15 protein-coding genes and 1 pseudogene are annotated in these 24742 nt (G+C 72.2%); 6 read left to right on the forward strand and 10 right to left on the reverse strand.

The annotated features are described in order from the left end of the window. Nucleotides 1–60 precede the first annotated feature (60 nt). The 5 genes from IAG44_RS04880 to IAG44_RS04900 all read right to left on the reverse strand — a co-directional run bounded on the left by IAG44_RS04880 (nt 61) and on the right by IAG44_RS04900 (nt 12653). The gene (locus IAG44_RS04880; protein WP_187745891.1) at nt 61–1446 is read right to left on the reverse strand and encodes an HAD-IB family hydrolase; all 1386 of its coding nucleotides are present in this window, start codon (nt 1444–1446) and stop codon (nt 61–63) included. Continuing rightward, nucleotides 1443–3017, reverse strand: a complete 1575-nt coding sequence (locus IAG44_RS04885) for a CocE/NonD family hydrolase (protein WP_187745892.1) — start codon at nt 3015–3017, stop codon at nt 1443–1445. Before IAG44_RS04885 ends, IAG44_RS04880 begins: the two co-directional genes overlap by 4 nt. 20 nt (nt 3018–3037) lie before the next feature. Continuing rightward, nucleotides 3038–3934: an alpha/beta fold hydrolase gene (locus IAG44_RS04890; protein WP_187745893.1), complete on the reverse strand. Its 897-nt coding sequence runs from the start codon at nt 3932–3934 to the stop codon at nt 3038–3040. 88 nt (nt 3935–4022) lie between these two features. Further along, nucleotides 4023–11366 (reverse strand): type I polyketide synthase, encoded by a 7344-nt coding sequence (locus IAG44_RS04895; protein WP_246561496.1) that lies wholly within the window; start codon nt 11364–11366, stop codon nt 4023–4025. Nucleotides 11367–11426: 60 nt separating this feature from the next. Continuing rightward, nucleotides 11427–12653, reverse strand: coding sequence for a beta-ketoacyl-[acyl-carrier-protein] synthase family protein (locus IAG44_RS04900; RefSeq protein WP_187745894.1), 1227 nt, complete (start codon nt 12651–12653; stop codon nt 11427–11429). A gap of 317 nt (nt 12654–12970) precedes the next feature. Here IAG44_RS04900 and IAG44_RS04905 point away from each other — a divergent pair, with 317 nt between their 5' ends. Continuing rightward, nucleotides 12971–15121 (forward strand): MMPL family transporter, encoded by a 2151-nt coding sequence (locus tag IAG44_RS04905; protein ID WP_187745895.1) that lies wholly within the window; start codon nt 12971–12973, stop codon nt 15119–15121. Between the two features lie 25 nt (nt 15122–15146). After that, a complete protein-coding gene (locus IAG44_RS04910; protein ID WP_187745896.1) occupies nt 15147–16010 on the forward strand; it encodes a hypothetical protein in 864 nt (287 codons plus the stop codon). 388 nt (nt 16011–16398) lie between these two features. Here the strand turns inward: IAG44_RS04910 and IAG44_RS04915 are convergent, their stop codons facing one another. After that, on the reverse strand, nt 16399–16797 hold the full coding sequence (locus IAG44_RS04915; RefSeq protein ID WP_187745897.1) for a hypothetical protein: 399 nt from the start codon (nt 16795–16797) through the stop codon (nt 16399–16401). 104 nt (nt 16798–16901) lie between these two features. On the opposite strand from IAG44_RS04915, the gene IAG44_RS04920 reads away from it, so the two are divergent. Together IAG44_RS04920 and trpA are read left to right on the forward strand one after the other, a co-directional pair. Further along, nucleotides 16902–18101 (forward strand): cytochrome P450, encoded by a 1200-nt coding sequence (locus tag IAG44_RS04920; RefSeq protein ID WP_187745898.1) that lies wholly within the window; start codon nt 16902–16904, stop codon nt 18099–18101. Between the two features lie 11 nt (nt 18102–18112). Next, the gene (gene trpA / locus IAG44_RS04925) at nt 18113–18955 is read left to right on the forward strand and encodes a tryptophan synthase subunit alpha (protein ID WP_187745899.1); all 843 of its coding nucleotides are present in this window, start codon (nt 18113–18115) and stop codon (nt 18953–18955) included. A gap of 18 nt (nt 18956–18973) precedes the next feature. On the opposite strand, the gene IAG44_RS04930 is transcribed toward trpA, so the two are convergent. The 3 genes from IAG44_RS04930 to IAG44_RS04940 form a co-directional block, all read right to left on the reverse strand. Next, nucleotides 18974–20176: an MFS transporter gene (locus IAG44_RS04930; protein ID WP_187745900.1), complete on the reverse strand. Its 1203-nt coding sequence runs from the start codon at nt 20174–20176 to the stop codon at nt 18974–18976. Then, a complete protein-coding gene (locus tag IAG44_RS04935) occupies nt 20173–21075 on the reverse strand; it encodes a RimK family alpha-L-glutamate ligase (RefSeq protein ID WP_187745901.1) in 903 nt (300 codons plus the stop codon). The genes IAG44_RS04930 and IAG44_RS04935 overlap by 4 nt, the downstream gene beginning before the upstream one ends. Before the next feature lie 135 nt (nt 21076–21210). After that, nucleotides 21211–21693 (reverse strand): hypothetical protein, encoded by a 483-nt coding sequence (locus IAG44_RS04940; protein ID WP_187753137.1) that lies wholly within the window; start codon nt 21691–21693, stop codon nt 21211–21213. On the opposite strand from IAG44_RS04940, the gene IAG44_RS44705 reads away from it, so the two are divergent. Further along, complete coding sequence (locus IAG44_RS44705; protein WP_425508514.1) at nt 21574–22140, forward strand: beta-ketoacyl synthase N-terminal-like domain-containing protein; 567 nt, start codon at nt 21574–21576, stop codon at nt 22138–22140. The genes IAG44_RS04940 and IAG44_RS44705 overlap by 120 nt on opposite strands. On the opposite strand, the pseudogene glsA reads toward IAG44_RS44705, so the two are convergent. Then, nucleotides 22092–23627 (reverse strand): annotated as a pseudogene (gene glsA, locus IAG44_RS04945) (glutaminase A); the annotation flags it as partial. The gene IAG44_RS44705 and the pseudogene glsA sit on opposite strands and share 49 nt — an antisense overlap. Before the next feature lie 270 nt (nt 23628–23897). Between glsA and IAG44_RS04950 the strand changes: the two are divergent. Beyond that, nucleotides 23898–24668 (forward strand): HAD family hydrolase, encoded by a 771-nt coding sequence (locus IAG44_RS04950; RefSeq protein WP_187745902.1) that lies wholly within the window; start codon nt 23898–23900, stop codon nt 24666–24668. Nucleotides 24669–24742 lie beyond the last annotated feature (74 nt).

The raw sequence follows: 24742 nt of genomic DNA on the forward strand, positions 1-24742 counted from the left end.
TCCCTTCAACATGTTCAACACCGATGAAGCTCCGGGTGTCGCGGGCAACTCAACTGCCTGTCAGCGCAGACGCAGTACCGGCCACCCCTGCGCGAGGGCATGACGCCGCAGAGCCGTGTCCGGATTGACGGCATGGGGCCGGCCGACCATGCCCAGCATGGGCAGGTCGCTGTGGGAGTCGCTGTAGGCGTAGCTCGCCGCCAGGTCCCAACCGTGCTCGGCGGCGAGAGCGGCCATCGCCGGGACTTTCGCAGCGCCGTAGGGGTAGTCCGAGACGGCGCCGGTGTAGTGGCCGTCCTCGACCACGAACCGTGCGGCGATCACGTGATCCGCGCCGATCAGACGGCCCACAGGTTCGGCGATGACGCTGCTGCACGCCGTGACCAGCACCACGGGGCGGGCGGCAGTGCGGTGTTCGTCGATGAGTGCCTGGACGCGGGGGTGGATCAGCGGTGCCAGGACGGTGCCGACGTGTTCCTCGACGATCTTCCCGACCCGGTCGTGGGGCCAGCCCCTGAAGAGCGTGGACAGTACGGCGCGCAGCCGCTCCACGTCCTGGTCGTCGGCGCCCTTGAGCAGGAACCGCGCCTGGCCGAGGGCGGCGCGGAGCATGGTGGAGCGACGGATGAGTCCGGCCCTGCGGAAGGCAGGGGCCAGGGCGAGCGTGCACGACTTCAGCGTCACGGTCTTGTCCAGGTCGAAGAACGCGGCGGCGACACCGGACCCGCTGTCCTCGCCGCTCCCCCGCCCTCCCCCGCTCCGTGCCTTCGACGCGTACACGTCGACGTACTCCTGTCCCGACAGTTCCCCGATCCGCCGCATCACGGCGCGGGTCACCCGCTCCAGTTCGCCCCTGTCCGGCGAGCCGTCGACCGCCTGGGTGAACGTCATGGGTGCCCCGATGCGGACGGTGGGCCGGGCGAGCCGGATACCGCGGGTGCCGCGTGGCTGGATGCGGTCCGTACCGGTCAGGCCGACCGGTACGACAGGTGCGCCGGAGGTGAGCGCGTTCATCGCGACGGCCCCGACGCGCCCCCGGTAGAGCCGGCCGTCGGGCGAGCGGGTGCCCTCGGGGTAGACGCCGAGCAGCCTCCCCTCGTCCAGGACCCGTGCGGCCGAGCCGATGGCGCGGACGGCGCCGCGTGCGTTCGCGCGGTCGACGGGCAGTTGGCCGGTGCCTCGGAAGAAGGCGGCCATGGCTCGCCCTTTGAGGCCGGGCCGGTCGAAGTAGTCGCTCTTGGCCAGGAAGGTCAGGGGCCGCCGGACGACCATGGCCAGCAGCAGGGAGTCGCAGAACGCCAGATGGTTCGCCGCGATGATCGCGGGGCCAGTGCCGGGGACATGGTCCAGGCCCTCGACCTTGGGCCGGAACACGACGCGGCAGAGAGGGCTGAAGCAGGTGCGGATCAACCGGTAGAGCAGGGGAGCCTTCTCTCGTCCGGTCATCGCACGGGCACCTGGAGCGTCGTGGTAGCGCTGTCGAAGGTCAGGGAGCCCAGAAGGGAGTTGCGGCTGACGTACAGCGGGTCGCGGCTGTCGATGACCAACTGAAGGCGGTGGCCGGCGGGGAGGTCGTAGGCGGTGGCCGAGAGGTCGAGGTCCACCGGGAAGGGGTGGTGAGGGGCGCGGTCGTGGAAGGAGTGGGGGGCGTGGGTGATCAGTCTGCCGAGGCCGGTGGGGCCGACGTCGTACAGGTAGGCGTAGAAGGTGCCTTGGGAGGTGCCAGGGGTCACCGTGGTGTGCAGTCGGGGGATGCCGCGCAGGCGTTGGACTCCGTCTGCGGGCGGTGCGCTCCAGACGGCGGCGGAGCCCGGCGGCAGCAGAGGGGCGGCGGCGAGCGGGGGCAGGCCGACGAGTTCGTCGGTGATCCCGCCGAACTCGAATCCGGCGTCGGCTCCGGAGTCCAGGGCGGTGAGGACCGTCGGGTGTTGTCCGGTGACCGGGGTGAGGGGCGGGGTGAGAGTGCGGGCGGAGATCGCGGACCAGGTCGCGTAGTGCTCATCGTCCTGAGGCTCGGACAAGAGGCCGTTACGGGGCTGGAGGACGAGCGGGGTGGTGATGTCGGGGTCGCCAGTGGTGTGCCGTAGATGCCGGTCGAACCAGCGGCGGGTGTTCTCCCAGGGGAGGGTCGCGAGGCCGGTGAAGCCCTCGATCTCGCGGGTGGCGTGGTCACCGGGGCGGATCTCCAGCCGTTTCGGTCCGGTGTAGCCGTCGAAGAAGTCGGCGATGCGGTTGGGGGTCTGGGCGGTGTCGAACCAGGTGGCCGCCATGAACACGGCCGGGTGGTGGGCGTTCAGCCGGTCGAGCCGGGTGAGGGGGGAGCGAGTGCGCGCCCACTGCTCGAAATGGGGGCTCGGGTCCGGGTTCTCGGCGTACTCGGCCAGGATCTGTTCGAGGTCGGCGTCCGGCCGTGCCTCGGCCCGGATGATGGTCTTCTGCGTGAGGAAGGTCTGAAGCCGCCGGGTGTCGCCGCCGTAAAGTACGTCCTGTTTGTCCACCCAGCCGGCCAGGGAGGCGACGGCTTTGATCCGGGGGTCCTCGGCGGCGGCCAGCAGGCTGACGACGGCACCGTAGGAGACCCCGGCCATGCCCACCCTGCGGGGGTCGGCGGTGGTGTGGGCGAGGGCCCAGGAGGTCAGCCGGGACGCGTCCGCGACGTCGGCCGGGCCTGCCCAGCCGCAGGTCCCGCCGGAGCCGAGATAGCCGCGCGGCTGGTAGGCGACGACGACGTAACCGGCCTCGGCCAGGCGTTTCGCCTGAAGCAGATACGCCTCCACCGGGTAGAGGAACGGACCGGGCATGACGATCAGCGGATGCGGTCCGGGGCCGGCGGGCTCGTACACCTCGGTCCGCAGCCGTACCCCGGGTTCGACCTCGACCGAGGTGATCGCGGGCAGGACCGAGAGGGCGAGATGACCGGCCGGGGACGGCGGTTGCTCGGCCGCGGAGGCACCGAGGGCTCCTTGGGCGAGGGCGAGCGCTGCCGCCATAGTGACGACGAGGGGGCGTGCGGGCACAGTGGGCTCCGTTCCGGAAGCTAGAAGGGGGTGCAGTGCGGGAGTCCGGCCGTGGGGCGGCCGGCGAAGAAGTGCCGGAGCATCTCCACGTAGCGCTGAGGGTGTTCCAGGAATGCCACGTGGCCGGCGTCGTCGAAGGTGACGCACACCGAGCCGGGGATCATGCGGGCGACATCGCGTCCGACCTCCGGCGGAGTGCAGCGGTCGTGTTCCCCGGTGACGACGAGGGTGGGGACGGCGGCGTGCTCGAAAGGGCGCAGCCGGGGGTGTCGCAGGTTGCGCAGGGCGTTCTGGAGCAGTTGGTCGGTCTCGTCCCGCGACATACGGCAGAACTGAGCGCGCAGCATCTGGCTGAGCGCCTCGCTGCGGCCGGGGTCGGCGCTGTCGGCGCCCAGCGACATGAGCGAGAGCATCGCCTCCGCGAACTCGAACGTGCGGCTGGCGTCAATCAGCTCGACCATGAGTTCGTAGGTGGTCCGCATGAGGGTGGGGACACCGTCGAACACGCCGTTGAGGACCATGCGGGCGACCAGGTCCGGGCGTCGCCGGGCCAGCCGGTAGGCGACGAGGCTGCCGTAGGAGATGCCCACCAGGCTCACCCGCCGCAGCCCGGTCTCGGCGAGCACGTGTTCCAGCGCGTCGGCCTGGAAGTCGTGGCCGTAGCGCGCGGGCAGGCTGCCGGCGCTGCCGGAGCCGGGCAGGTCGACGGTGACGACGTCGGCGTCGGGGCCGAAGTACCGCTGGTGGGTCCACCAGGAGTCCTTGTTCTGAAGCGCCCCTCCGACGACCACCACGGGGTCGGCGACGGGCGTGCGCCGCCCGAAGACCCGGCAGCTGCACGGATAGCCCTTGAAGACGAAGTCGCGGACGGTGTCGGCCGAGTCCATGGGCAGGGGAGGGGAGGTCGGGACGCACAAGAGAGCGGCTCCTTCGGACGGTGGGAAAAGTGGGTCGGTGCGGATTCCCCTGCGCCACGGCGGTGCACGGGAATCCGCACCGGTCGGCTCAGGACGGCCGGCGTCTGAGCCTGGGGAGCGTGCGCCGGGCCAGATCGTCGAGGTCGGTGGCGGTCATGACCTCCAGCGACGGAAGATCGCAGCCGAACCGCCGGCGGACGGCGACGACGAGTTCGGTCGCCATCAGCGAGTCCAAGCCGAGTTGGCCGAGCCGGCGGGACCGGCCGACGCGGTCAGCGGGCAGTCCCAGGACGCGCGCGGTCTCTGTCACGAGGGCGTCCGCCACGATGGTCAGCGCCTCGCCGTCAGGCAGTTCGGCAACCTGTTTCCGCAGGTCCACGCCGTCGCCGTCATCGTCCCGGACATCGTGCGCGACGCCTTGGGTGAACCGTGCCGTGTCTGTCGCCGGCATGACCTGCCGCAGCCGGGCCCAGTCGAAGTGTCCGACGACCACGTTCTCCCATTCCACGGCCAGCAGCTCGCCCAGCGCACCACATGCCTCGGCCGGGGCCAGGGGCCGCAGCCCGGTGTGGCTCAGCCGGTCGCCGATCCGCCGGTCGCGGGCGGCGACGCCGGTCTCGCCAAGGGCTCCCCAGGCGACCGCGAGACCGGACCGGCCTTCGCGGCGCCGGCGCCGTACGAGCGCCTCGATGAAGAGGTTCCCGGCGGCGTACGCGGCCTGGCCCATCATGCCGACGGCGGCGGAGACCGACGAGTACCCGACGAAGAGGTCCAGCGGGCCGGTCACCTCGTCGAGCAGCGCGACCCCGAGGAACTTGGGCGCGAGGACGGCCCGGACACGGTCCTCGGTGAGGTCGGCGAGCGGCGCGTCGTCGAGGTGCAGGGCACTGTGGACGACGCCGCGTACGGGGTGCCCCTGCGCGTCGGCTTCCTTGACGATCCGGCGCAGCGCCTCCGCGTCGGTCACGTCCGCCGTGTGCACGCGGGCGTGGACCCCGAGGCGGTCGAGATCGGCCAGGAGTTCGGTGGCGCCCGGGGTGCGGGTGCCACGTCGGCCGGCGAGCGCGAGATGGCGTGCCCCGTGCGAGGCGAGCATGCGTGCGGTCTCGGCGCCCAGTCCACTCAGTCCGCCGACGACGAGGTAGGTGGCGTCGGAGTCGAGCGGGGCCGGTTCGGAGGGCCGTTCGACGGGAGGCGGGGCGGTGAGGTCGACGACGATCTTGCCGATGTGCCGGGAGCGCTGAAGGGTGTGCAAGGCCCGGTCCAGCCGCACGGCCGGGAACACGGTGTGCGGCAGGGGCGGATACAGACCCGCGTGGACATCGCGGGTCACCTCGCGCACGGGGATTCCGGCCGCCTTCGGGGTGAGCGCCGTCAGCCGCAGGACATCCACCACGAACACGCTGATGTTGTCGCGCAGCAGCCGCATCGGCAGCGGGCTGTTGCCGTAGACGTCCTGTTTGCCGAGTTCGACGAAGCGGCCTCCGGCACGCAGCAGTTCGAGGCTGCGGGTCAGTGCCTCGCCCGCGAGGGAGTTGACGACGACGTCGACGCCCTTGCCTCCGGTGGCCCGCCGGACATTGTCCGCGAAGGTGAGGGCACGGGAGTCGAAGACGTGCTCGACGCCCAGCGCGCGCAGGATGCTGCGCTTGGCCGGAGTGCCGGCGGTGGCGATCACTCGCGCGCCGCACGCACGAGCGACCTCCAGGACGGCGAGGCCCACCCCGCCCGCGCCACCGTGCACGAGAACGGTCTCGCCGGGGGCGATACGAGCCAGAGAGCGCAGGCCGTGATGGACCGTCAGGTAGACGGCGGCCAGGGTCGCGGCGGCGGTGAAGGCCATGCCGTCGGGCATCCGGCCGACGAGATGCTGGTCGGCGAGGGTGTGCGAGGCGAGCGAGCCGACGGCGTTGGCGAACACGCGGTCACCCGGAGCGAACTCCGTGACGTGACTGCCCACGGCGGTGACCACCCCGGCGCACTCCAGGCCGAGGCGGTGGGCGTCGGGGATGCCGGCGTCCGCGCCCGCGGGCATCAACCCCGCGGCGGACAGCGCGTCGTGATAGTTCAGTCCGGCCGCCCGCACCTCGATGAGGACCTCGTCGGGTCCGGGCGTCGGGAGCTGGGCGGGTACCCAGGCCAGCCGGGGGGTCAGCGCGGGTGTGCGCAGTTCGAGCCGGTAGGGTCCGTGCGCGGGTTCGGTGACGGTGCGCAGCGGGACCAGCCGGGGGACGAATCGGCCTCGTGCGGTGAGCACGACTTCCGTCTCGTCGGCGGGTCCGGTGAGTTCCCGGGCGAGCCGCCGGGCGTCGTGCGCCGCGTCGCTCCCCCGTTCCAGGGACACTCTGCGGACCGTCACGGACGGGTGCTCGTTGGCGAAGGTGCGGGCCGCTCCCCACACCGCCGCGTCCCGGACGTGGGTGGCGGCCTCAGGTACGGGCAGAGCGCCCGAGGGACGGGTGATCACCGTGAGCGCGGCGCCCTGGGCCGCGACCAGGTGGGCGCAGGCCGCGAGTTCCGTCAGTGTGCCCAGCCTTCGTACGGCCTCGTCAAGCGCCGTCCGCGCGTCGGCGGCGGCGTCCGGGTCCTCGTCGAGCAGGACGACGACGTGCGGCTGGCCCTCGCACGGCACCAGTTCGTGGACGCGGCCGTGTGCCGAGCGGACGTCGGCCACGGACACCCGCGTCCCCGGGGTCTCGCTCAGAGCGTCGGCCAGCCCCCGGACCAGGCCGCCCGTGGCGTTCTCGGCGAGCAGGAGCCAGTCGGCGGGTTCCAGGCGTGAACCGTCTCCGGTCGGCGTCCGGACCGTGTCGGACCGGCGGGCGAGGACCACGGACCGGTCCAGGGCCGCCGGGTCGGGTGTCTCGCCGGTGTGGCGTACGTCGGTGAAGCCGCACTCGGCCAGGAGCTCGGCCCACTGCGGGGCGGTGAGCTGAGGGAAATCGTCGCGCGGGCCGGTGTCATGGAGGAAGAGGGAGCGGAAGCCGTCCGGCAGGTGCGACTCGACGGCCAGCAGCTGGCCGCGCGGGGCCAGGAGCCGTTCGACATGGCCCAGGTTCACGCGTGGGTCGGCGGTGGTGTGCAGCATGTCGGAGGCCACGACCAGGTCGAAGGAGCCGTCCGTGAAGCCCTGTTCGGCGGGGTCCCGGTCGAGGTCGAGGGTGGCGTACTCGACGAAGTCGTGGCCGGCGAACCGCTCCTGCGCTCGGGGCAGGGAGGCCGCCGAGGTGCCGGTGAGGACGTAGTGGGCCCGCTCGGGCGGCAGGACGTCGAGGAGGGTCTCGGCCAGGGCGCCGCCGAGGTCCAGGATGCGCAGCGGCTGGTCGGCGGGCCAGGCGTCGACGGCGGCGCGCAGCAGTTCACGGGCTGTCTCGTGGTACAGGCGGCTGTCGGCCGTCCGGGCGCTGTCGATCAGGTGGCGGTCGCTCTCGCCCAGCAGGGTCTCCTCGCGCCCGCACAGGACGTCGGTCAGGTGCCGGCCGCAGTGACTGTACAGGGCGAGCGCGCCGGGGTCCTGGTGCCGGCCGGCGCGCGGCGCCTCCTCGGGCCGGCCCCGGTCCAGGAACCGCCAGCGGTCCGCACCGCCTGGCTCCATGAGCCCGTGTTCGGTGGCGAGGGACAGCAGCAGCCGGCACAGACCGGCGTACGTCGGCCGCACTCCGGCATCGAGGAGGTCGGCCAAGGCGAACTCGGTGCGGCCGGGCAGCAGGCCGGCGACGGCCTGGGCCGTGTAGTGGGCCTGGAGCAGGCGCAGGTGACGCCGGTTCGCGGCGGGCGCCCCGGCGTGCCGGGCCAGGACGGCCGCGCGAGCCTCGGCGGAAGCCTCGAGGAGTGTGGAAGGAGACGGCAGGGCGGAGGCGAAGGGCTCCCCGGGGACGGGGGCCGCGCGCAGCACGGTCTCCAGGCGCTGGGCCCGGGCGGTGACGCGTTCGACGCGGCGCAGCCGGCATCCTTCGATCTCCAGGACGACACGGCCCTGTTCGTCGGTCGCGGTGAAGTCGTAGGACGCCTCGAACGGGGAAGCCTCCCGGCAGCGGGCGTGCACCCAGCCCCGGGCGGGCAGGTCGTGCCACAGCCGTACGGCGTCGATCGACGCCGGCAGCATCAGCACGTCGTCGGACAACTCGCTGTGGGAGGTGGTGAACGGTCCGCTCTGGAGGATGCCGTCCAGGAGGGCGGGGTGGGCACGGTATCCGTCGGCGTCGCTCTCCCGGCCGGGGAAGCCGTGGAAGGCGGCGAGCCCCTCGCCCACGCCCCGGTACAGCTCGGTCAGGACCCGGAAGACGGGTCCGTAGGCCAGGCCGAGATCCGCTGCCGCCGCGTAGCCGCGTTCCGGGGCGACGGCCGGGCCCAGGCGGGCTCGGAGCGCGGCGATATCGAGGGGGCAGGCCGGGCGCGGCCGGTACAGACGGCGGACCTGTCCCGCCGCGTGCTCCCGCCAGTCGTTGTCGTCCGCTCCCCGGCCCGCGATGCTCAGGTGTCGGCCCCTCCCGGTGAGGGAGACCTGTACCTGGAGGTCGCCGGAGGGTTCGTCCCAGGGCACGAGGAGGGCCTTGGTGACCGTGAGGTGCCGTACTTCGACGGGCCCGTCGTCACCGTTCTCCCTGGCCGCCGCGAAGGCCGTCTCCAGATAGGCGGCGGCTGGGACGACGACGCTGTCTTCGACCCGGTGATCGCCGAGCCACGGCACCTGTGCGGGCCGCAGGGGGCCGGTCCAGACCGGGTCGGCGGTGGGGAGCCGGTCGCCCAGCATCGGGTGCGCGGCCGGCTGTCCGGCCGTGCCGGTGCGGGTCCACCACGACGGGTCGCCGTTCCAGTGGTGCTCGCGCTGCCAGGGGTAGGCGGGCAGGTCGGTGACCCGGCGCGGCTGCGGGAAGAACGCGGTCCGGTCCACGGGGGCGCCCGCCGCCAGAAGTCGGACGACGGCGTCCTGGACGGCGGCTGGTCCGTCGCTGTTTCGCCGGCCGGTGGACACGACGGCTGTGGGCAGGGCGCTCGGCGCGGTGAGCCGGGTGAGGTAGGTGGTCAGCACCGGGTGCGGGCCGATCTCGACGAACAGGTCGCACCCGTCGTCGAGGGCGGCCTCGACGGCGTCGGTGAAGCGGACGGGTTCGCGGACGTTGCGCCACCAGTAGGCGGCGTCGAGCTTCTCGTCGTCGCCGAGCAGGCGTCCGGTGACCGTGGAGGCGAAGGGGAGGTGCGGGCGGGCGGGCCGCAGGGTGGCCAGGGCGGCGCGCAGCGGCTCCTCGACGGGGGCCATGAACCGGCTGTGGAAGGCGTGGTCGAGGTCCAGCATCCGGAAGAAGACGTCGCGCACGGACAGGACACTGCCCAGGTGGAGGAGGTCCGCCTCGGGACCGGCGAGCGTGACGTCCTGAGGGCTGTTGACCGCCGCGATCTCGACACGTCCGGCATAGGCGGCCAGTTCGATGCGGGCGTCGGTCTCGGACAGGCCGGCCGCCGCCATCCGGCCGCGCCCCGCGGTGAGGGCCTGGCCCTGGCTGCGCGCGGCGACGACCGCCGCCGACGAGGCGAGGTCCAGGGCTCCCGACGCGTGGGCCGCCGCGATCTCGCCGACGCTGTGGCCGAGAACCAGTGCGGGGGTGATCCCGGCGGAGGCCAGCAGGGCGGTCAGCCCGGCCTGGACGGCGAACAGGAGAGGCTGGGCGACCTCGGTGGCGGCGAGCCGGCCGGGGTCGTCGGCTTCCCGGGCCAGGGTCTCCGCGACCGACCAGTCCAGGTGCGCGGCCAGGGCCGCGTCCACTTCCTCGACGGCTTCCGCGAACACGGGTTCCGCCGCCATCAGGTCCGCGCCCATGCCGGCCCACTGGGAACCGTTGCCGGAGTACACGAAGGCGATCCGTCCCTTGGGCACGGCCTCGGCGAAGGCGGTGGCCGGGGTCGGCTGCCCCTCGGCTAGCGCCCGCAGCCCCCGGACGGCGTCCTCGGCACCGTCTGCCAGGACAACCGCGCGGTGCTCGTGGTGGCCCCGGCGGCAGGAGGAGGTGTAGGCGACGTCGTGGAAGTCCCCGGTCCCGGTCCCGTCCGGGGACTCCAGCCGCTCGGCCATGCGGACGGCCGCCTGGATCGCCGCCTGCCGGGTGCGGCCGGAGACGGTCACGGGAACACGCCGCGCCGGCCTCGGCACGCGGGTCGCGGGGTCGGGGTCGGGGTCGGGGTCGGGCAGGGTCAGCACGGCGTGCGCGTTGGCCCCGCCGAAGCCGAAGGAGTTGACCCCGACGACGGGACGGCCCGTGGCGTGCAGGGCGCGCTCCTCGCGCACCGGGTCGAGGCACCAGTTCTCGAAGGGGATGTTCGGGTTCAGCGTCTCGGCGTGCAGGGTGCGCGGAATCCGGCCGTGCCGCAGCACCAGCATCGCCTTGAGCAGCCCGGCCATGCCCGACGCCGCCTCCAGGTGGCCGAGGTTGCTCTTGACCGAGCCGATCGGCAGCGGCCCCGCGTCCGGGGAGCGCCGCCGGGCCAGCCCCTGGCTGAGGGAGGCGCACTCGATGGGGTCCCCGGCGGGGGTCCCGGTGCCGTGCGCTTCGACGTAGCCGAGGTCGTCCGGACCGACACCGGCCCTGGCGTACACCTCGCGCAGGAGGGCCTCCTGAGCGGCGGAGTTGGGCAGGGAGAGCCCGGCGGTGCGGCCGTCGCTGTTCGCGCCGGTGGCCAGGAGGACCGCGTGCACCCGGTCGCCGTCGACGACCGCGTCGGCGAGCCTCTTGAGGAGCACGGCTCCGCCGCCTTCGGCGCGTACGTATCCGTCGGCGCCCGCGGAGAACGCGCGGCAGCGTCCCGTGGGCGAGATCAGGCCCGCCGCCGTGAAACTCATCTGCGTGGCCGGGCTGATCAGTACGTTCGCCCCGCCGACGAGGACGGCCCCGGCCCGGCCGGCGCGCAGGTGTTCGCAGCCCCGGTGCAAGGCGGTCATCGCCGACGAGCAGGCGGTGTCCACGGCCTGGCTCTCGCCGTGCCAGTCCATGGCGTACGAGACCCGGTTGGCCGTGTTGGCGGCGGCGCCGCCCGCCGCCGTGTACGCGTTCATACCAGTGGTGTCGGCAGTCTGGAGATCGAAGTAATCGTGTCCGCAGACGCCCACGAACACGGCCGTGCCGGAGCCGGCCAGCCGGCGACGGTCGTAGCCCGCGTCGTCCACGGCCTCGACCGCCAGCTCCAGCATCAGCCGCTGCTGCGGGTCGAGACGCGAGGCTTCGCGGGGGGAGACCCCGAAGAACTCGGCGTCGAATCCGGCGAGGTCGTCCAGAAAGCCCCCGGCCGTCGAGCGCAACTGCCCTCGGCGCAGAAGCCTGTCCGCGTCGTAGCGGTCCGGCGGCACCGTGGTGACCAGGTCGCGGCCCTGGACGAGCGCTGTCCAGAACGCGGCGAGGTCATCGATCCCGCCAGGTAGCCGGCATGCGGCGCCGACCACCGCTACGGCATCATCTGAAAATACCAAGGGGAAACTCCTCCGAAGAAAGGGAAGCAGAACTCACGTCCGGGTGAACACCGTCACCGCATTCTGACCGCCGAACCCGAACGAATTACTCATCACCGCGTCGAACCGCATCAGTCGCGGCACTTTCGTCACGATGTCCAGGTCGATTTCAGGGTCCTGACAATCAAGGTTCACAGTCGGCGGGACGAGCTGTTTTTCGAGGCTGAGCACACTACAGACGGCCTCGATCCCTCCGGCTCCGCCGAGCGCGTGGCCGAGCACGCTCTTGGGGGCGGTCACGGCCGGGGGGCAGGAGAACACCTGGCGCAACGCACGGAATTCGACGGCGTCGTTGAGCGGAGTCGACGTGCCGTGGGCATTGACGTGTCCGATGTCCCCGGGCGCGAGCCCCGCGTCACGGATCGCCTCCCGCATCGCCTGCACGGCTCCCCGTCCTTCGGGGTGCGGAGCGGTGGGGTGGTGGGCGTCGCACGAGCTGCCGAAGCCCGCGAACCGCGCACGGGGACGCACGCCACGGGCGAGCGCGTGGGCAGCGCGCTCCAGCACCAGCACTCCGGCGCCCTCGGCAAGAACGAAGCCGTCCCGGTCCCGGTCGAAGGGCCGGGAGGCGCCGGCGGGGTCGTGCGTGCGGGTGGACAGCGCCCTCATCTGCCCGAACGTCGCGGTGTAGATCGCACCGCAGGTGGATTCCGCTCCCCCGGTGACGGCGATGTCACAGCTTCCGGAGCGCAGCATGTCGCGGGCGACGCCGAGCGCGGAGGCTCCGGAGGAGCAGGCGGTCGAGACGGCCAGGTTGGGACCACGAGCCCCGATGCGGAGGGCGATCTCCGCCGGCACCATGCTGGGCACACTCCGGGTGATCATCAGCGGGGAGATACGCTCCGGCCTCCCGTCGGCGAGCCGCCCGAACGCCTCCGGGTACCGCTCCAGGCTGTTGCTGCCCACCCCCAGGACCACCGCCACACGCACGGAACTCCTACCCAGGTCTTCGAGACCGGCGTCAGCCAGCGCCTCCCGCACGGCGACCAAGGCGAGCTGGGTGCCACGGTCCAGTCGGCGGGCCAGCTGACGGCCGAGCCGCTCGTCACCGTCGAATCCCGGCACGCGGCAGCTGAAGTCGACCGGCATACCGGCGAGCAAGGGGTCGCGCGCAGCGGTCGGCCAGCCGCCGACGAGCCCTTCCCAGGCAGCCTCGACACCGATGCCGGACGGGGCGACCAGCCCGAGTCCGGTGACGACGACTTCCTCTGGAGCCGTCATGATCGCCTGTCTCTGTCCGGAGATTCTTCACATGAAAACAGCGACATACTCAGCCACCCCTCAGGAGAGAACACGGGAGATGGTGGCCATCATTCACGCGCAAGTCAAAAACGAATCACCCACCCGCTCGAATTAATCAATTAATCGCCAGGAAGAATCGTTTCCGTCCATCGACCACATGTCACGCGTTCCGTCCGGAAACGCATTCGCGAGACCCGCTGTGCTAATTTTCGCGAACCATGCACCCAGCACTCATGCGCAATCCCTCGACCAAGTCGGAGATCCCTCGACCCGAGAAACTCTCCGCATCCCGTCAAATGAATCGAGTAACCCTGTTCGCCGCCGTCGTTCTGGCTGCCTTGTGCGGTCTGTTCGGGGCGATGACGGGCGACCGGCTGACGGCGAACGGGTGGTTCCCTCCCGAGGCGCCCGCTCTGCGCGCCGAACAATTCCTGGGACGGGAATTCGAGCGAGGCACACCCGACCTGATCCTGATGGTGCGGGCCCGCGACGACCGCGACAGCGCGGACACCCCGGCCGTGGCAGCCGTCGGCGCGGCCGTCGCCGACACGGTCCAGGGCGCCGCCCGCACCCACTACGTCACCTCGTACTGGAGCACGCACGACCCCGGCCTGCGCTCCGCCGACGGCCACGGTGCGGTCGTCGCCGCCAAGTTCGAGGGCGACGACGACACCGTGCACGACGCGGTGAGCCGTGCCGTGAAACGCCTCGCCGGCGAGCGCGCCGCCGCCACCGTCACCGCGGTCGGACAGCCCGTCGTCCACGAAGCCCTGGAGACACAGGCACACGAGGACCTGCTCCGGGCGGAACTGTTCACCGCGCCCCTGATCCTGCTCCTGCTGGTGGTGATCTTCCGCAGCCTGCCCGCCGCGCTGCTGCCGGTCCTGGTCGGCGCGATGGCCACCACCGTCACCTCGGCGCTCCTGGGCGCCCTGGCGCTCCTCACCCCGGTGTCCGTGTTCGCCCTCAACATCACCACCGCGCTGGGTTTCGGACTCGCCGTGGACTACAGCCTGCTCATGCTCACCCGGTTCCGCCAGGAGGTGTCCCAGGGGGCGCGGGTCCCGGCCGCTGTGCGCACCACCCTCTCCACGGCGGGCCGCACGGTCCTGTACTCCGGCCTCGCGGTCTCCCTGTGCCTGACCGCGCTCCTGGTCTTCCCGATCATGTTCCTGCGGTCCATGGCGTACGGCGGCATCCTCGTCACCGCCGTGTCGGTGGCCGCGACACTGACCGTCCTGCCGGCCGCCTTCGCGCTCTTCGCCTCCCGGCTGACCGGCACCGGAGTGCTGGGCCGCGGCCGGCCCGCCGCCACGGAGAGCCGAGGGCGCGCGGGCGAGGCTCTGTGGGACCGTGCCCTGCGGGGCGTACGCCGAGCGCCGGTCACGGTCGCACTGGCGACCACCACGCTGGTCTGCCTGATGGCGGCCCCGTTCACACAGGTGTCCTTCGGCCTCCTCGACGACCGCGCACTGCCCGCCGGCGCCGCCGTCCGCACCTCCACGGACACCCTGCGCGCGGACTTTCCCGCCCTTGCCGCCACCCGGCTGCCCGTCGCCCTGCCCGGCTTCCGGGGCCCGGACGCGGAACTCGCCCGCTACAGCGAACGGCTCTCCCGGCTGCCGGACGTCGAGCGGGTGACGGGACCCGCCGGAACCTATGCCGCAGGCCGTGTCACCAAGCCCGCCACGCCTGCCCGTGACGGCCGGGGCAGCTGGGTGGAGGTGACCGTGCACGGCGCCCCCTTCGACAGGTCGGCACTGCGCGCACTCGACGCCGTCGAATCGGTACCCGCTCCGGCCCGCCCGCTCACCGGCGGCCCGACCGCGCTGCTGCGGGACACCCGGGCCGCGCTCGCCGACCGGCTGCCGTTCGCCGTGGCGCTGGTGGCCCTCGCCATGTCCGCGCTGCTCTTCGCGTTCACCGGCAGCGTGCTGATCCCCGTCAAGGCCCTGGCGCTGACGGCGCTGAGCATGACGGCGGCCATGGGCACCATCGTGTACGTCTTCCAGGAGGGCCATCTGCGGGACCTGGTCGGACCGTTCACGGTGGTGGGCACCGCCGACCTCAGCATGACGATCCTCGTGATCTGCATCGCCTTCGCCCTGTCCATGGACTACGAGGTGTTCCTGCTGTCGGCGATCAGGGAACGCTACGTCGCCACCGGGGACAACACGACGGCCGTCTCGGAAGGGCTGCGCCGCACCGGCCCCCTCATCACCTCCGCGTCCGTCCTGATCGCCGTCGTCTTCCTGGGCCAGGCGACCTCCACCATCACTCCGCTCAAGACACTCGGCGTGGGTGTGGTCGTCACGATCCTGCTGGACGCCGTCGTGATCCGGATGCTCCTCGTCCCGGCCTTCATGTTCCTGGCAGGGCGGGCCAACTGGTGGTCGCCTCCGCTCCTCACCCGCCTCCACGCCCGGGTGTCCCTCTCCGAGACATGACTCCGATCCGACAACGGGAGACTCCGTGAACCGGTCCCTCAGCGATCCGCAGACCCACGACCTGACGTCCCGAATCTGCGTGTCACCCCCGTACTTCGCACTGGACGGCCTGCACAGCCCCGCCCCCGGCACCGCCGTCGCCCGCTTCCCCGTCGAAATGCCCACAGGACGGCAGGCCGTACCGCTGGGGGTGGCCGAGACAGGCCGTCATCTCGCCATCCTCGGGCTGTGTGCGGCGGCCGGCCTCGTCGACGGTCTGGGACGGCGCTACTACCTGGCCCGCGAGGCATGGGCGACCTTCGCTCCTCCCTGTGAATGGCCGGCAAAGATGAGGGAAGCGGAAGGTGAGGCACGGGCCGAGTTCCTCACGCCGAGGCGCGCGGTCGCGGACACGCATGTCGTCGGCACCGGGAGAATCGACCTCGCCACGATGCGTGTGCGCTACGACGTACTGACCGAGCGAGTCTTCCGCCGGTTCTTCTCCCCGCCCGGTCACCGAACACCGTCTCCGCCGCACAACCCGTACCGAAGCCCCCTCCCCCTACGGACGGTGTTCTGCGCGCCGGACTCCATGACGGCGGAACTGGACGTCGTCCCTGAACTGTGCGCGGGTCACTTCGAAGGAGCCCCTATGCTCCCCGTCGCTTTCGCCGCCCAGGCGCTCACCGCACTCTGGGATCTCCTCCTCGACGACCTGCCCGAAACTCGCGAACGCCGCTGGGCGCCACGCTCGGTGTCCCTGTCCGCCGACGACATGGCCCGTGCCGGTGAACGGGCGACACTGACGGTCTCCATGGATCTGGACGGCGAAGAGGTCCGGTGCGTGGGAGAAATCAAGGTGGGCGAGAAGGTCATCAGCAGAGCGGCGGCCGAGGGGGTGCTGGTGTAAATCCTGAGGTGGCTGCTCTCGGCGTCATCTGAAAACGATTCAGCCGCCGCCGACACGTGCATCCGTCCAGACCGTCCCTCCGGTTCGACCTGCACAAGGTCGAACCGGAAGACCATTCGACGATTCTGCGGCTGCGGGCTGCACGCCGTGCTGCGAGACCTGCTGCCCGGCGGTGCCCGCACCCTCCTGTCCGCAGGGAAGGCCGCTGCCCGCTGTCACCCGCTCCGCCCGAGACATCTCGCCCTCACGATCACCTCCCGAGCCATGTGGTACGGCACGTGCCGCACGCCATGGGGCCCGGCAGTCCACGGCAGGCCGGATCGGTCACGCGTGACGCGGTCTACCACATCGAGTGAGTCGCCGCGACGACCTCACTTGCGGGGTACCGTCAGCAGGAAATCTGCCGGTAGGCGGGCGCGAGGGTGGTGCCCCAGATCGAGTAGCACTCGGTCACAGGGGATTCGAAATGCTTGGTGAAGATGGTGGTCTTCAGGGCGGGCAGCCAGTACTCCTCGACCTTCAGGTCGATGTTCGTGGCACCGGCCGGTACCTCCAGTTCCTTGGTGACACCCAGGGTGAAATTTCCGCTCTTCTCGGTGGTGCGACGGCCGTCGAGGTCGTACGCAACGTCGAAGGTGGCGACGTACCCCCCGTCGTTCCTGACGAGGAAGCTGCCCGATTCGGCGCGTGCAGCCTCGGCGTGGGCCGCCGGGGCGCTCACCGCCCCGGACAAGAGCAGCGCGCCGAGGGCGGTGACTGTCAGTGAGTACTTGGTGATTCCAGGCATGTGATCATCCTTCGGTGCGAGGGGCGGAATACCGCCATGACAACAGGCACCATAACGACTACTTTGTGTAATCAAGTCCGACACGGCCGTCTCCCATAGGAGCTATGGGCATCATGCGCGTCGTCCCCAGGTTCGATCTGACCGCTCCCTCTTTCCACCACGACCCGTACTCCGTCTACCGGAAGTTGCGGGAAGCGGAGCCCGTAGTCCGCACCCCGTACGGCTCCTGGGTCGTCACTCGGTTCGCGGAGGTGTCCGCGCTGCTGCGGGACTCCCGGCTGAGCGTGCGCTTCCCCGACGACCCCGACTGGGTGACACGCCACGGCGGGCCCGGCAGCGTGACGGTCGAGGACGGGCGGCGCTGGATGCTGCTGCGGGACGGGGAGGACCACCGCGGCATCCGAGGCGTCTTCCATCGCCACTTCACACCGGCGGCCGTCGAACGGCAGGCGCGGAGAGTGGCGGACGCCGTCGACGCTGCCCTCGGCGCGCTCGCGCCCGGCGCGGTCGTCGACGTGGTGACGGGCCTGGCGGAGCCTGTGGTGGCAGAGGTCCTGTGCGACCTGATCGGGTTCCCTGCGGACCGCCGCGGACGGTATCTGGAGTGGTCATCCGCGATCGCCAGGATGACCGGCCCCGTACCCGGCACCGGGGTACGCGAGCGGGCGGAGACGGCGATGGCGGAGTTCCGTACGGAGATCGGCCGACTCGCCCGCGAGGGCCGGCTGTCGGGGATCGCCGCCGGTCTCCTGGGCGAGGAGACCGGCCCGCGCGAGGCGGAGTTCGTGGCGAACACGGTGATGCTGGCCATGGCCGGCACGGACACGACGGTCAGTCAGATCGCTCTGTCCGTCCACGCGTTGCTGCGTCACCCGGAGCAACTGGAGCAGGCCCGCTCCGACCCTGGGCTGGTCGCGCGGGGGACGGCGGAGTTCGCCCGGTACGACAGTCCGGTACAGCTCGTGACCCGCCGGACGCTCCTCCCCGTGCGGGTCGGTGACACGACCGTCCCGGCAGGCGCGAAGGTCATGCTGTCCCTGGGCGCCGCCAACCGTGACCCCGACCGCTACCCTGCCCCGGACCGGCTCGACCTGAACCGCCCGGACGTCGCCCGCCTCCCCTTCGGCGACGGCCCGCACTACTGCCTCGGCGCCCGCATGAGCAAGTTGGTCACGGGCACCACCCTCGCCGAACTCCTGCGCCGCCACCCCCGCCTGACCCCCGTCGCCCCCCTCGACCGTCTGGAGTGGCGCCCCAGCGTCGTGGCCCGCCGCCCGCGACGGCTCCTGATCCGCCTCGGCTGACCGGCATCTCCATGCCGTCCGCCGCACTGCCGTCGCTGACCGGCCCGACGTCCGTCCTGGAGAGCGTGCTCCACGCCGCCCGCGATCAGGGACGGACAGCACTGATCGGTTACCTCCCCTCCGGGTTTCCCCACCGCACCGACTCACTCTCCCTGCTGGAGGCAATGGCCGAAGGCGGCGTCGACGTCATCGAATTGGGCTGGCCTGCCCAAAACCCCGCCCTCGACGGGCCGGTCATCCGCATGGCCCAGGAGACGGCTCTGCGGGGCGGATGGCGGCCGGACGACCTGCTGCGCACCACGGCCGCCCTCGCGGAACGCGGTGTACCCGTGTTGTGCATGACGTACTGGCGTGAGCTGCGCCGGTACGGGACCGAACGCTTCTGCGCCCGTTTCTCGGCGGCGGGCGGCTGCGGCCTGGTGACCCCCGACGCACCGCCCGAGGACGTGCCAGGCTGGGCCGGCGCTCTCCGGGCACACGGCCTGGACCGCGTCCTGCTGGCCCCGCACGGCACCGGAACCGAACGGCTCGCCCTGCTCCGGTCCCACGGCAGCGGCTTCGCGTACGTCACGGCCTCGGCCGGAAGGACCGGCGATCCACGGGTCGTACACGACCGGGTGGAACAGCTGACACACCGCGTACGCGCTGCCCTCGACCTCCCGGTCTGCGTCGGCGTCGGTCTCTCGACAGGCCCCCAGGTCGCCCGCGCGGCCCGGTACGCGGACGGCGTCGTCGTGGGCACCGCCTTCGTCCGCCGCGTCGCGGAGGCGGACGACACGCTGAGTGCCGCCCGCGCGCTCCGCGCGTTCGCCCGGGAGCTGTCGGAGGCGGTACGGCCGCCGCGCACCGGCTGACACCGGTCCCGCCGATCGTCAGCCCGCGCCGGCGGACACCGTAGCCCGGTCCAACCTGGGCGCGAGGGCGGCGGCGCACAGCACCGGCACCAGCCCGCCCACCAGCAGTCCGGCCCTCGGGCTCAGGGCGTCGGAGATCCAGCCGACCAGCGGCGCGGCGAGTGGGGTCGTGCCGACGGCGGCCATCTGGTAGAGCCCCATCACCCGCCCCCGGATGTCGTCGTCCACCCGGTGCTGGACGTACGACCGGGCGGACGCCGTGAAGTGCGCCATCGACACGCCCAGTACGACCAGGGCGAGGACGAACACGGCGAACGTCGGAGCCAGCGCGCAGACGGCCTCCAGCGCGCCGAAGACGGCCGCCGCGCCCGCGACCCGGCGGCCGTCGCGCGGCCGGCCCAGCCGCGCGGAGAGGAAGGCGCCGCCCAGTGCGCCGACCGCGAGCGCGGTCAGGCCGGCTCCGAACGAGGTGGCGGAGCGGTGGAAGACGCCATCGGCCATGGCGGCGCACGTGATCGGGAAGTTGAGGCCGAACGCGGTGACCAGCGCGACCAGGACCAGTACGCCCGTGAGGCCGCTGTCGCACCGCACGCGGCGCAGGACGGCACCGGCCGAAGCGCTCTCCTCGGTCACGCCGGAATCCCGCGCGGAGCGTCGCCGGGCGCGTGGCAGCATCGGCAGCGCGACCAGGAGGAGTGCGGAACTCACCAGCATCGTCGACGGCACACCCACCTGCGCGAGGGACACCCCGGCCAGGGCGGGCCCTGTCAGGCGGCCCACGTTGAACGTGGCACCGTTGAGGGCCAGCGTCCCGTGCAGCAGACGGGCCTCGACGATCTCACCCAACAGGGACTCGTTCGCCGGCCGCTCCACCGCCGTGACGAACCCCTGGACCAGCGCGAACCCGTAGACGACCAGCGCTCCGGCACCGTGTGCGGCGCACGCTGCCAGCCCCATCCCGAGCAGTGCCGTGATGCCGCGCGCCCAAGTGAGCACCCGGTGCTTGGGGTACTGGTCGCACAGCGCGCCCGTCCACAGTCCGAACAGCAGAAGCGGCAGGTACTGGAGTCCGAGCACGACGCCCATGGCCGCGGCTCCGCCCCCGGGAACGTGCAGCACCATCCAGCTCTGTGCCGTCCGCTGCATCCAGCTGCCGCAGAACGAGACCGTCTGTGCCGCGACCAGCCGCCGGACGACCGGGTCACGCAGCGGCGCGCTCATTCCCGGGCATCCAGGCGGGCGGCGCACGCGGCCAGTACGGCGGGGGTCACCTCGGTCATCTCGGGCCGCCAGCCCATGTTGGCGTTCACCTCGCACACGGTGAACGTGCCGTCCGGGGTGAAGAGCAGGTCGACCCCGGCGACGTCCGCCCCCACCGCCGCCGCAGCACGCACGGCCAGCTTCTCGGCATCGGGAAAACGGCCGGTGCACACGCTCACTTCGCCGCCCTGACTGATGTTCGCCTTGAACGTGTCCCGCCGGGCACGGCGCACCACCGAGGCCACGGGACGGCCGTCCACGACGACGACCCGCAGGTCACGGCCCCTCGAATACTCCTCGTAGGTCTGGAAGACGTACGGGCACCCGTCCCGCAGGCTGCCATCCAGATCACGCAGCAGCGCCGCCGACGAAACGAGGAAGACCCCCTGGCCCTTGTTTCCGCGCACCCGCTTCACCACGCACGGCTCGGGCACACCCGCGTCGATCACACTCGCCCAGGGCGCGTCGACATAGGTGGTCGTGTCCTTCACCGGCAGCCCCGCACGAGCCAGTTCCTGAAGCTGCCAGAACTTGTTGACGCAGGTGAGGAAGGCCCGGACGGGGTTGACGAGCACGGCGCCCATGAGCTCCAGATGGCGCAGCAGGGTGATCTCCCGGTCCGTGGAGAGCGTCGGTGTGGACAGCCTGGCGTACACCACCCGCGGCACCTCGACCGGCTCGCCGTCCAGTCCCCGCAGTTCGAGACGGCCTCCCCGGACGCCGGGCAGCAGTTCCGCCGTCCGCCGCACCTCGGCCCGGTCACCTCGGTCGCTGAAGAACCGGGGGAACGCGGTGACGAGTTCACCCGTCGCGTTCTGCTCCTCTGCCCCGGGCCCCAGCAACAACCACACGTCCTTCATTCCTGCCTCCGTCCGGTGTCCCGTCGTCGTCCCCAACGGGACGAGGCGTCAGGCACGGACGGCTTCCCGCGCAAATGCACCGGCTCGGCGGAGCGCGTATGCCCTCCATTACTCACGCGCCCGCGTGCGCGGGCCTCAGCCGCTCCCTCTCGCCGTGAGGGTGTCGAAGCCGGCCCGGTCCAGCGCCGCCGACCACCGGGTGTCGGTGAGGAGGGTCTGCCCCATGAGGGCGTGGACGAGGGTGAACTCCGGGTTCACGCCCGGCCCGTCCTGGACCACGCGGGCCGGGCCGACCTCCATCGCGAGGAGGTGGGCACCGGGCGGGACCGGTACCGGGGTGTCCTGGGCCGGGGGGCCGCGGGTACCCCGACCGCCGCCGACCCCCGGCTCGTCGGCGGAGACGTCGCCCTGTCCTGTGCGGTCCCCGGGTTCGACGCCGTCCGGCTGCTCGGCGGCAAGGTCACCTGCCGGACCGGCCGCTGCACGCGGTTCGTGCTGGTGGCCGCTGCCGAGGCGATCGCCGACACGGGTCTCGACCCGGTGCGCCGGGACGCGCGGCGGACGGCGGTGGTGTGCGGGAGCGCGCACGGCGGGACGCCGGCCCTGGAGGCCAACCATCACCGGCACCTGTCCTCGGGCGAGGTGTCGGCGCCGGCCGTGCCGATGATGCTGCCGAACATGGCGCAGGGCGAACTCGCCATCCGTTTCCGGGCGTGGGGGCCGAACCTGTCGCCCGCCCTGGGATACGTGCGTCAGTCCTGGGCGGTGTGGCATGACTTTTCCGGGGGCGTTCTTCACCGGGTTTCGGCGGACGGCCGGGCCTGTCCTCGACGGTCCGGTGCCCCGTGGAGGCCGTGGTTCTACGGCGTGCCGCCCTGTCCGCTGTCCGTGCCGTTCCCGGTGGGCCGGAGCGTGCCTCGCGCACGGGGCTGTTTCTGGCGGGGTACGGCGGGCGGGCACAGCAGCCGGGCGACCGCTTCGTGGCCCTCGCGTTCGGCGTCGTTGAGGGGGGTACCGCCCCAGCGGTCGACGGGGGCCTGGGGCACGCCCTGTTCCAGCAGGTAGCGGGCCACGTCGAGGCGTCCCTCGGAGGCGGCCAGGTGGAGGGCCGTGCGGCCGTCGTAGTCGGCGGCGCCGAGTTCCACGCCGGAGGACGCGAGGCGCCGTACTTCGTCGAGGTCGCCCTGGCTGGCGGCCCAGCACAGGGCGACGACGCTCTCCACGGCGCTCTGGTTGCGGCGCTTGCGGGGGTCCTTGCGGGCGGCGCGGGTCTCCTGGGCGGCGTGCGGGTGGACCTGGAAGGTCTCGACGAGCCGGCGGCAGAACTCGATGCCCCGGACGCTGTTGCCGAGTTCGTCGAGGCGCGGTGACCACACGCAGATGCCCATGAGCTGGGGGACGACGACCATGAGGGCGCCGGAGACGCCGCTCTTGGCGGGCAGGCCGATGGTGAAGGCGAACTCGCCGGAGAAGTCGTACATCCCGCAGGACGTCATGAGGGACAGGCAGTGCTGGACGGTGGTCTCGCCGAAGATCCTCTCGCCGGTCAGCGGGCACACCCCGCCGGCCGCGAGGGTCGCAGCGACGACCGCCAGCATGCGGGCGTCCAGTTCGACGGAGCAGCACTGGAAGTAGAACTCCAGGGTCTCGCGCAGGTCCGTGCCGGGTGGGAACGCCTGGCGTTCACGCATCGCGTAGCCAAGGGCGAAGTTGCGGTCGGCGGTGTCGCGTTCGGAGAGATAGACAGCGTTGTTGAATCCGGGGCGGCGGCCTCCGGCGAGGCGCTGCCAGGTCTGGGCGACGTGGTCGAAGCGGTCGGCGAGCGGCAGACCCGGCCGGATCAGCGAGCAGCTCATGATCGCACCCGCGTTGATCATCGGGTTGTGCGGCCGGCCGTGCCGGTTGAGGGTCAGTTCGTTGAAGCTCTGCCCGCTGGGTTCGCGGCCGACGTGCCGGTGGGTGATGTCGGCGCCGTGCTCCTCCAGCGCCAGGCAGTAGCTGACCGTCTTCGACACCGACTGCACGCAGAACGGGGTGTCCGCGTCGCCCAGGTCGTGGCGCTGTCCGTCGACCGTGCACAGGGAGAGGGCGAGCTGTTCGGGGTCGACGCGGGCCAGCTGCGGGATGTAGTCGGCGACGCGGCCGGAGCGGATCGGCAGGATCTCCTGGTACATGCGGTCCACCTCGGCAGCCAGTCCCGGGAAGTCGGGGACGGCCAGGGTGCCCTGTATGGCCCGCTGGATCAGGCCGCTGTGCTGCTGGATCAGGGCGACGAAGGCGGCGAAGTCCATCTCCGCCTCGCCGGCCGCGTCCAGGATCGTGCGCACGCGCGGGTCGTCCTCCTTGATCCCGGCGGTCCCCAGGTGCCTCACCAGTTCCGCCCGCGAGAGGGTCTGGCTCCTGTCGTCGTCGAACGCGTCGAAGAGGGTCCGGTAGGCGGCGGCGACCCCGCCCGCCTGTGGTGCATCCGGCGTCATGTCGTCGGCGGCCTTTCGTGGTCGGCGTGGTTGCCGTCCCCGGTGACATGGCCGCGCGGCCCGGTGGTTACGCATGGCGTTCACCCGTGTGAGGGGGGGCGTGCGGAGGGCCGTCCGGAGCGGGAGGTTCCCCTGCGGGACACCCGGCGTGCGCACGGCGGGGCGCCGGCCGCTCCGTCCGCCTTCCACGCTCCGCCGCCCCACTTGTCGCCCCTGACGCAACCGGGTGCGCCCTGTGCGGTCGGCCGGGCCCTGGGAACACTGGGGCCCACGACACGGCTGCGCGGACGGGCCCGTCGTGCCCGCGCCGCGGGCGTTCGCGCGCAGGAACGGAGCGCCGCCGGTATGCAGATCCCCGTCGCCGTCCTCGACATGGACGGCACCCTCCACCCCGGATTCCTCGCCCGCACCATGGTCCGGGAGCTGCGCACCCTCCCGGGCGCCGACCACGCCGCGGCGAACGCGGCGCTGGAGCACCTCCGGCGCTACGCGGCCCGGGAGATCTCGCACGAGGCGTGCGCCCGGGGTTTCTACGCGGCCTACGCGCGAGCCCTGTACGGCCTGCGCGCCCCGCTGCTGCGCGAGGCCGGGGTACGGGCCTGGCAGCGGGAGCGGGCCGCTCTCTTTCCGCACGCGCGCCCGCTGGTGGCGGCGCTGCGCGCGCACGGCCTGGTGACCTGTCTGATCTCCGGCAGTCCCGTCGAGGTGATCGCGCCGGCTGCCACCGACCTCGGTGTCGACCGGTTCTGGGGCGCCGTACCAGAACTGTGCGCGGGCGCCGCGACCGGCCGTCTGCTGCGCGGCCCGGCTCTGCCCGGCGGCAAGGGCGCGGTTCTCACCGAACTCGGCCGGGAGATGACCGTGGACTGGGCCGCGTCCCTCGCCGTCGGCGACTCCTCCAGCGATGTGGAGACCCTCGAACAGGTCGGCCTGCCTCTCGCCTTCGAACCCGATCCGGTCCTGCACCGTGTGGCGCGTAGCCGCGGCTGGCCGGTCGAGAACCGCGACACCCTGCTGAACGCCGTCCACCGACTCCTGGACGGCCCACGGCCCTGTGTGCCGCGTCGGGACCCGCAGGTGACACAGCGGTCCCGGGCCCGGACGACGGAGAGCTGAGCACCCTGCCGACCGACCGCGGACGGGCCTCGACACGGCCCGTATCGGCTCGGACGGCGTGCCGTGACGTCCGT

The organism is Streptomyces roseirectus (assembly GCF_014489635.1).
Lineage (GTDB): Bacteria > Actinomycetota > Actinomycetes > Streptomycetales > Streptomycetaceae > Streptomyces > Streptomyces roseirectus.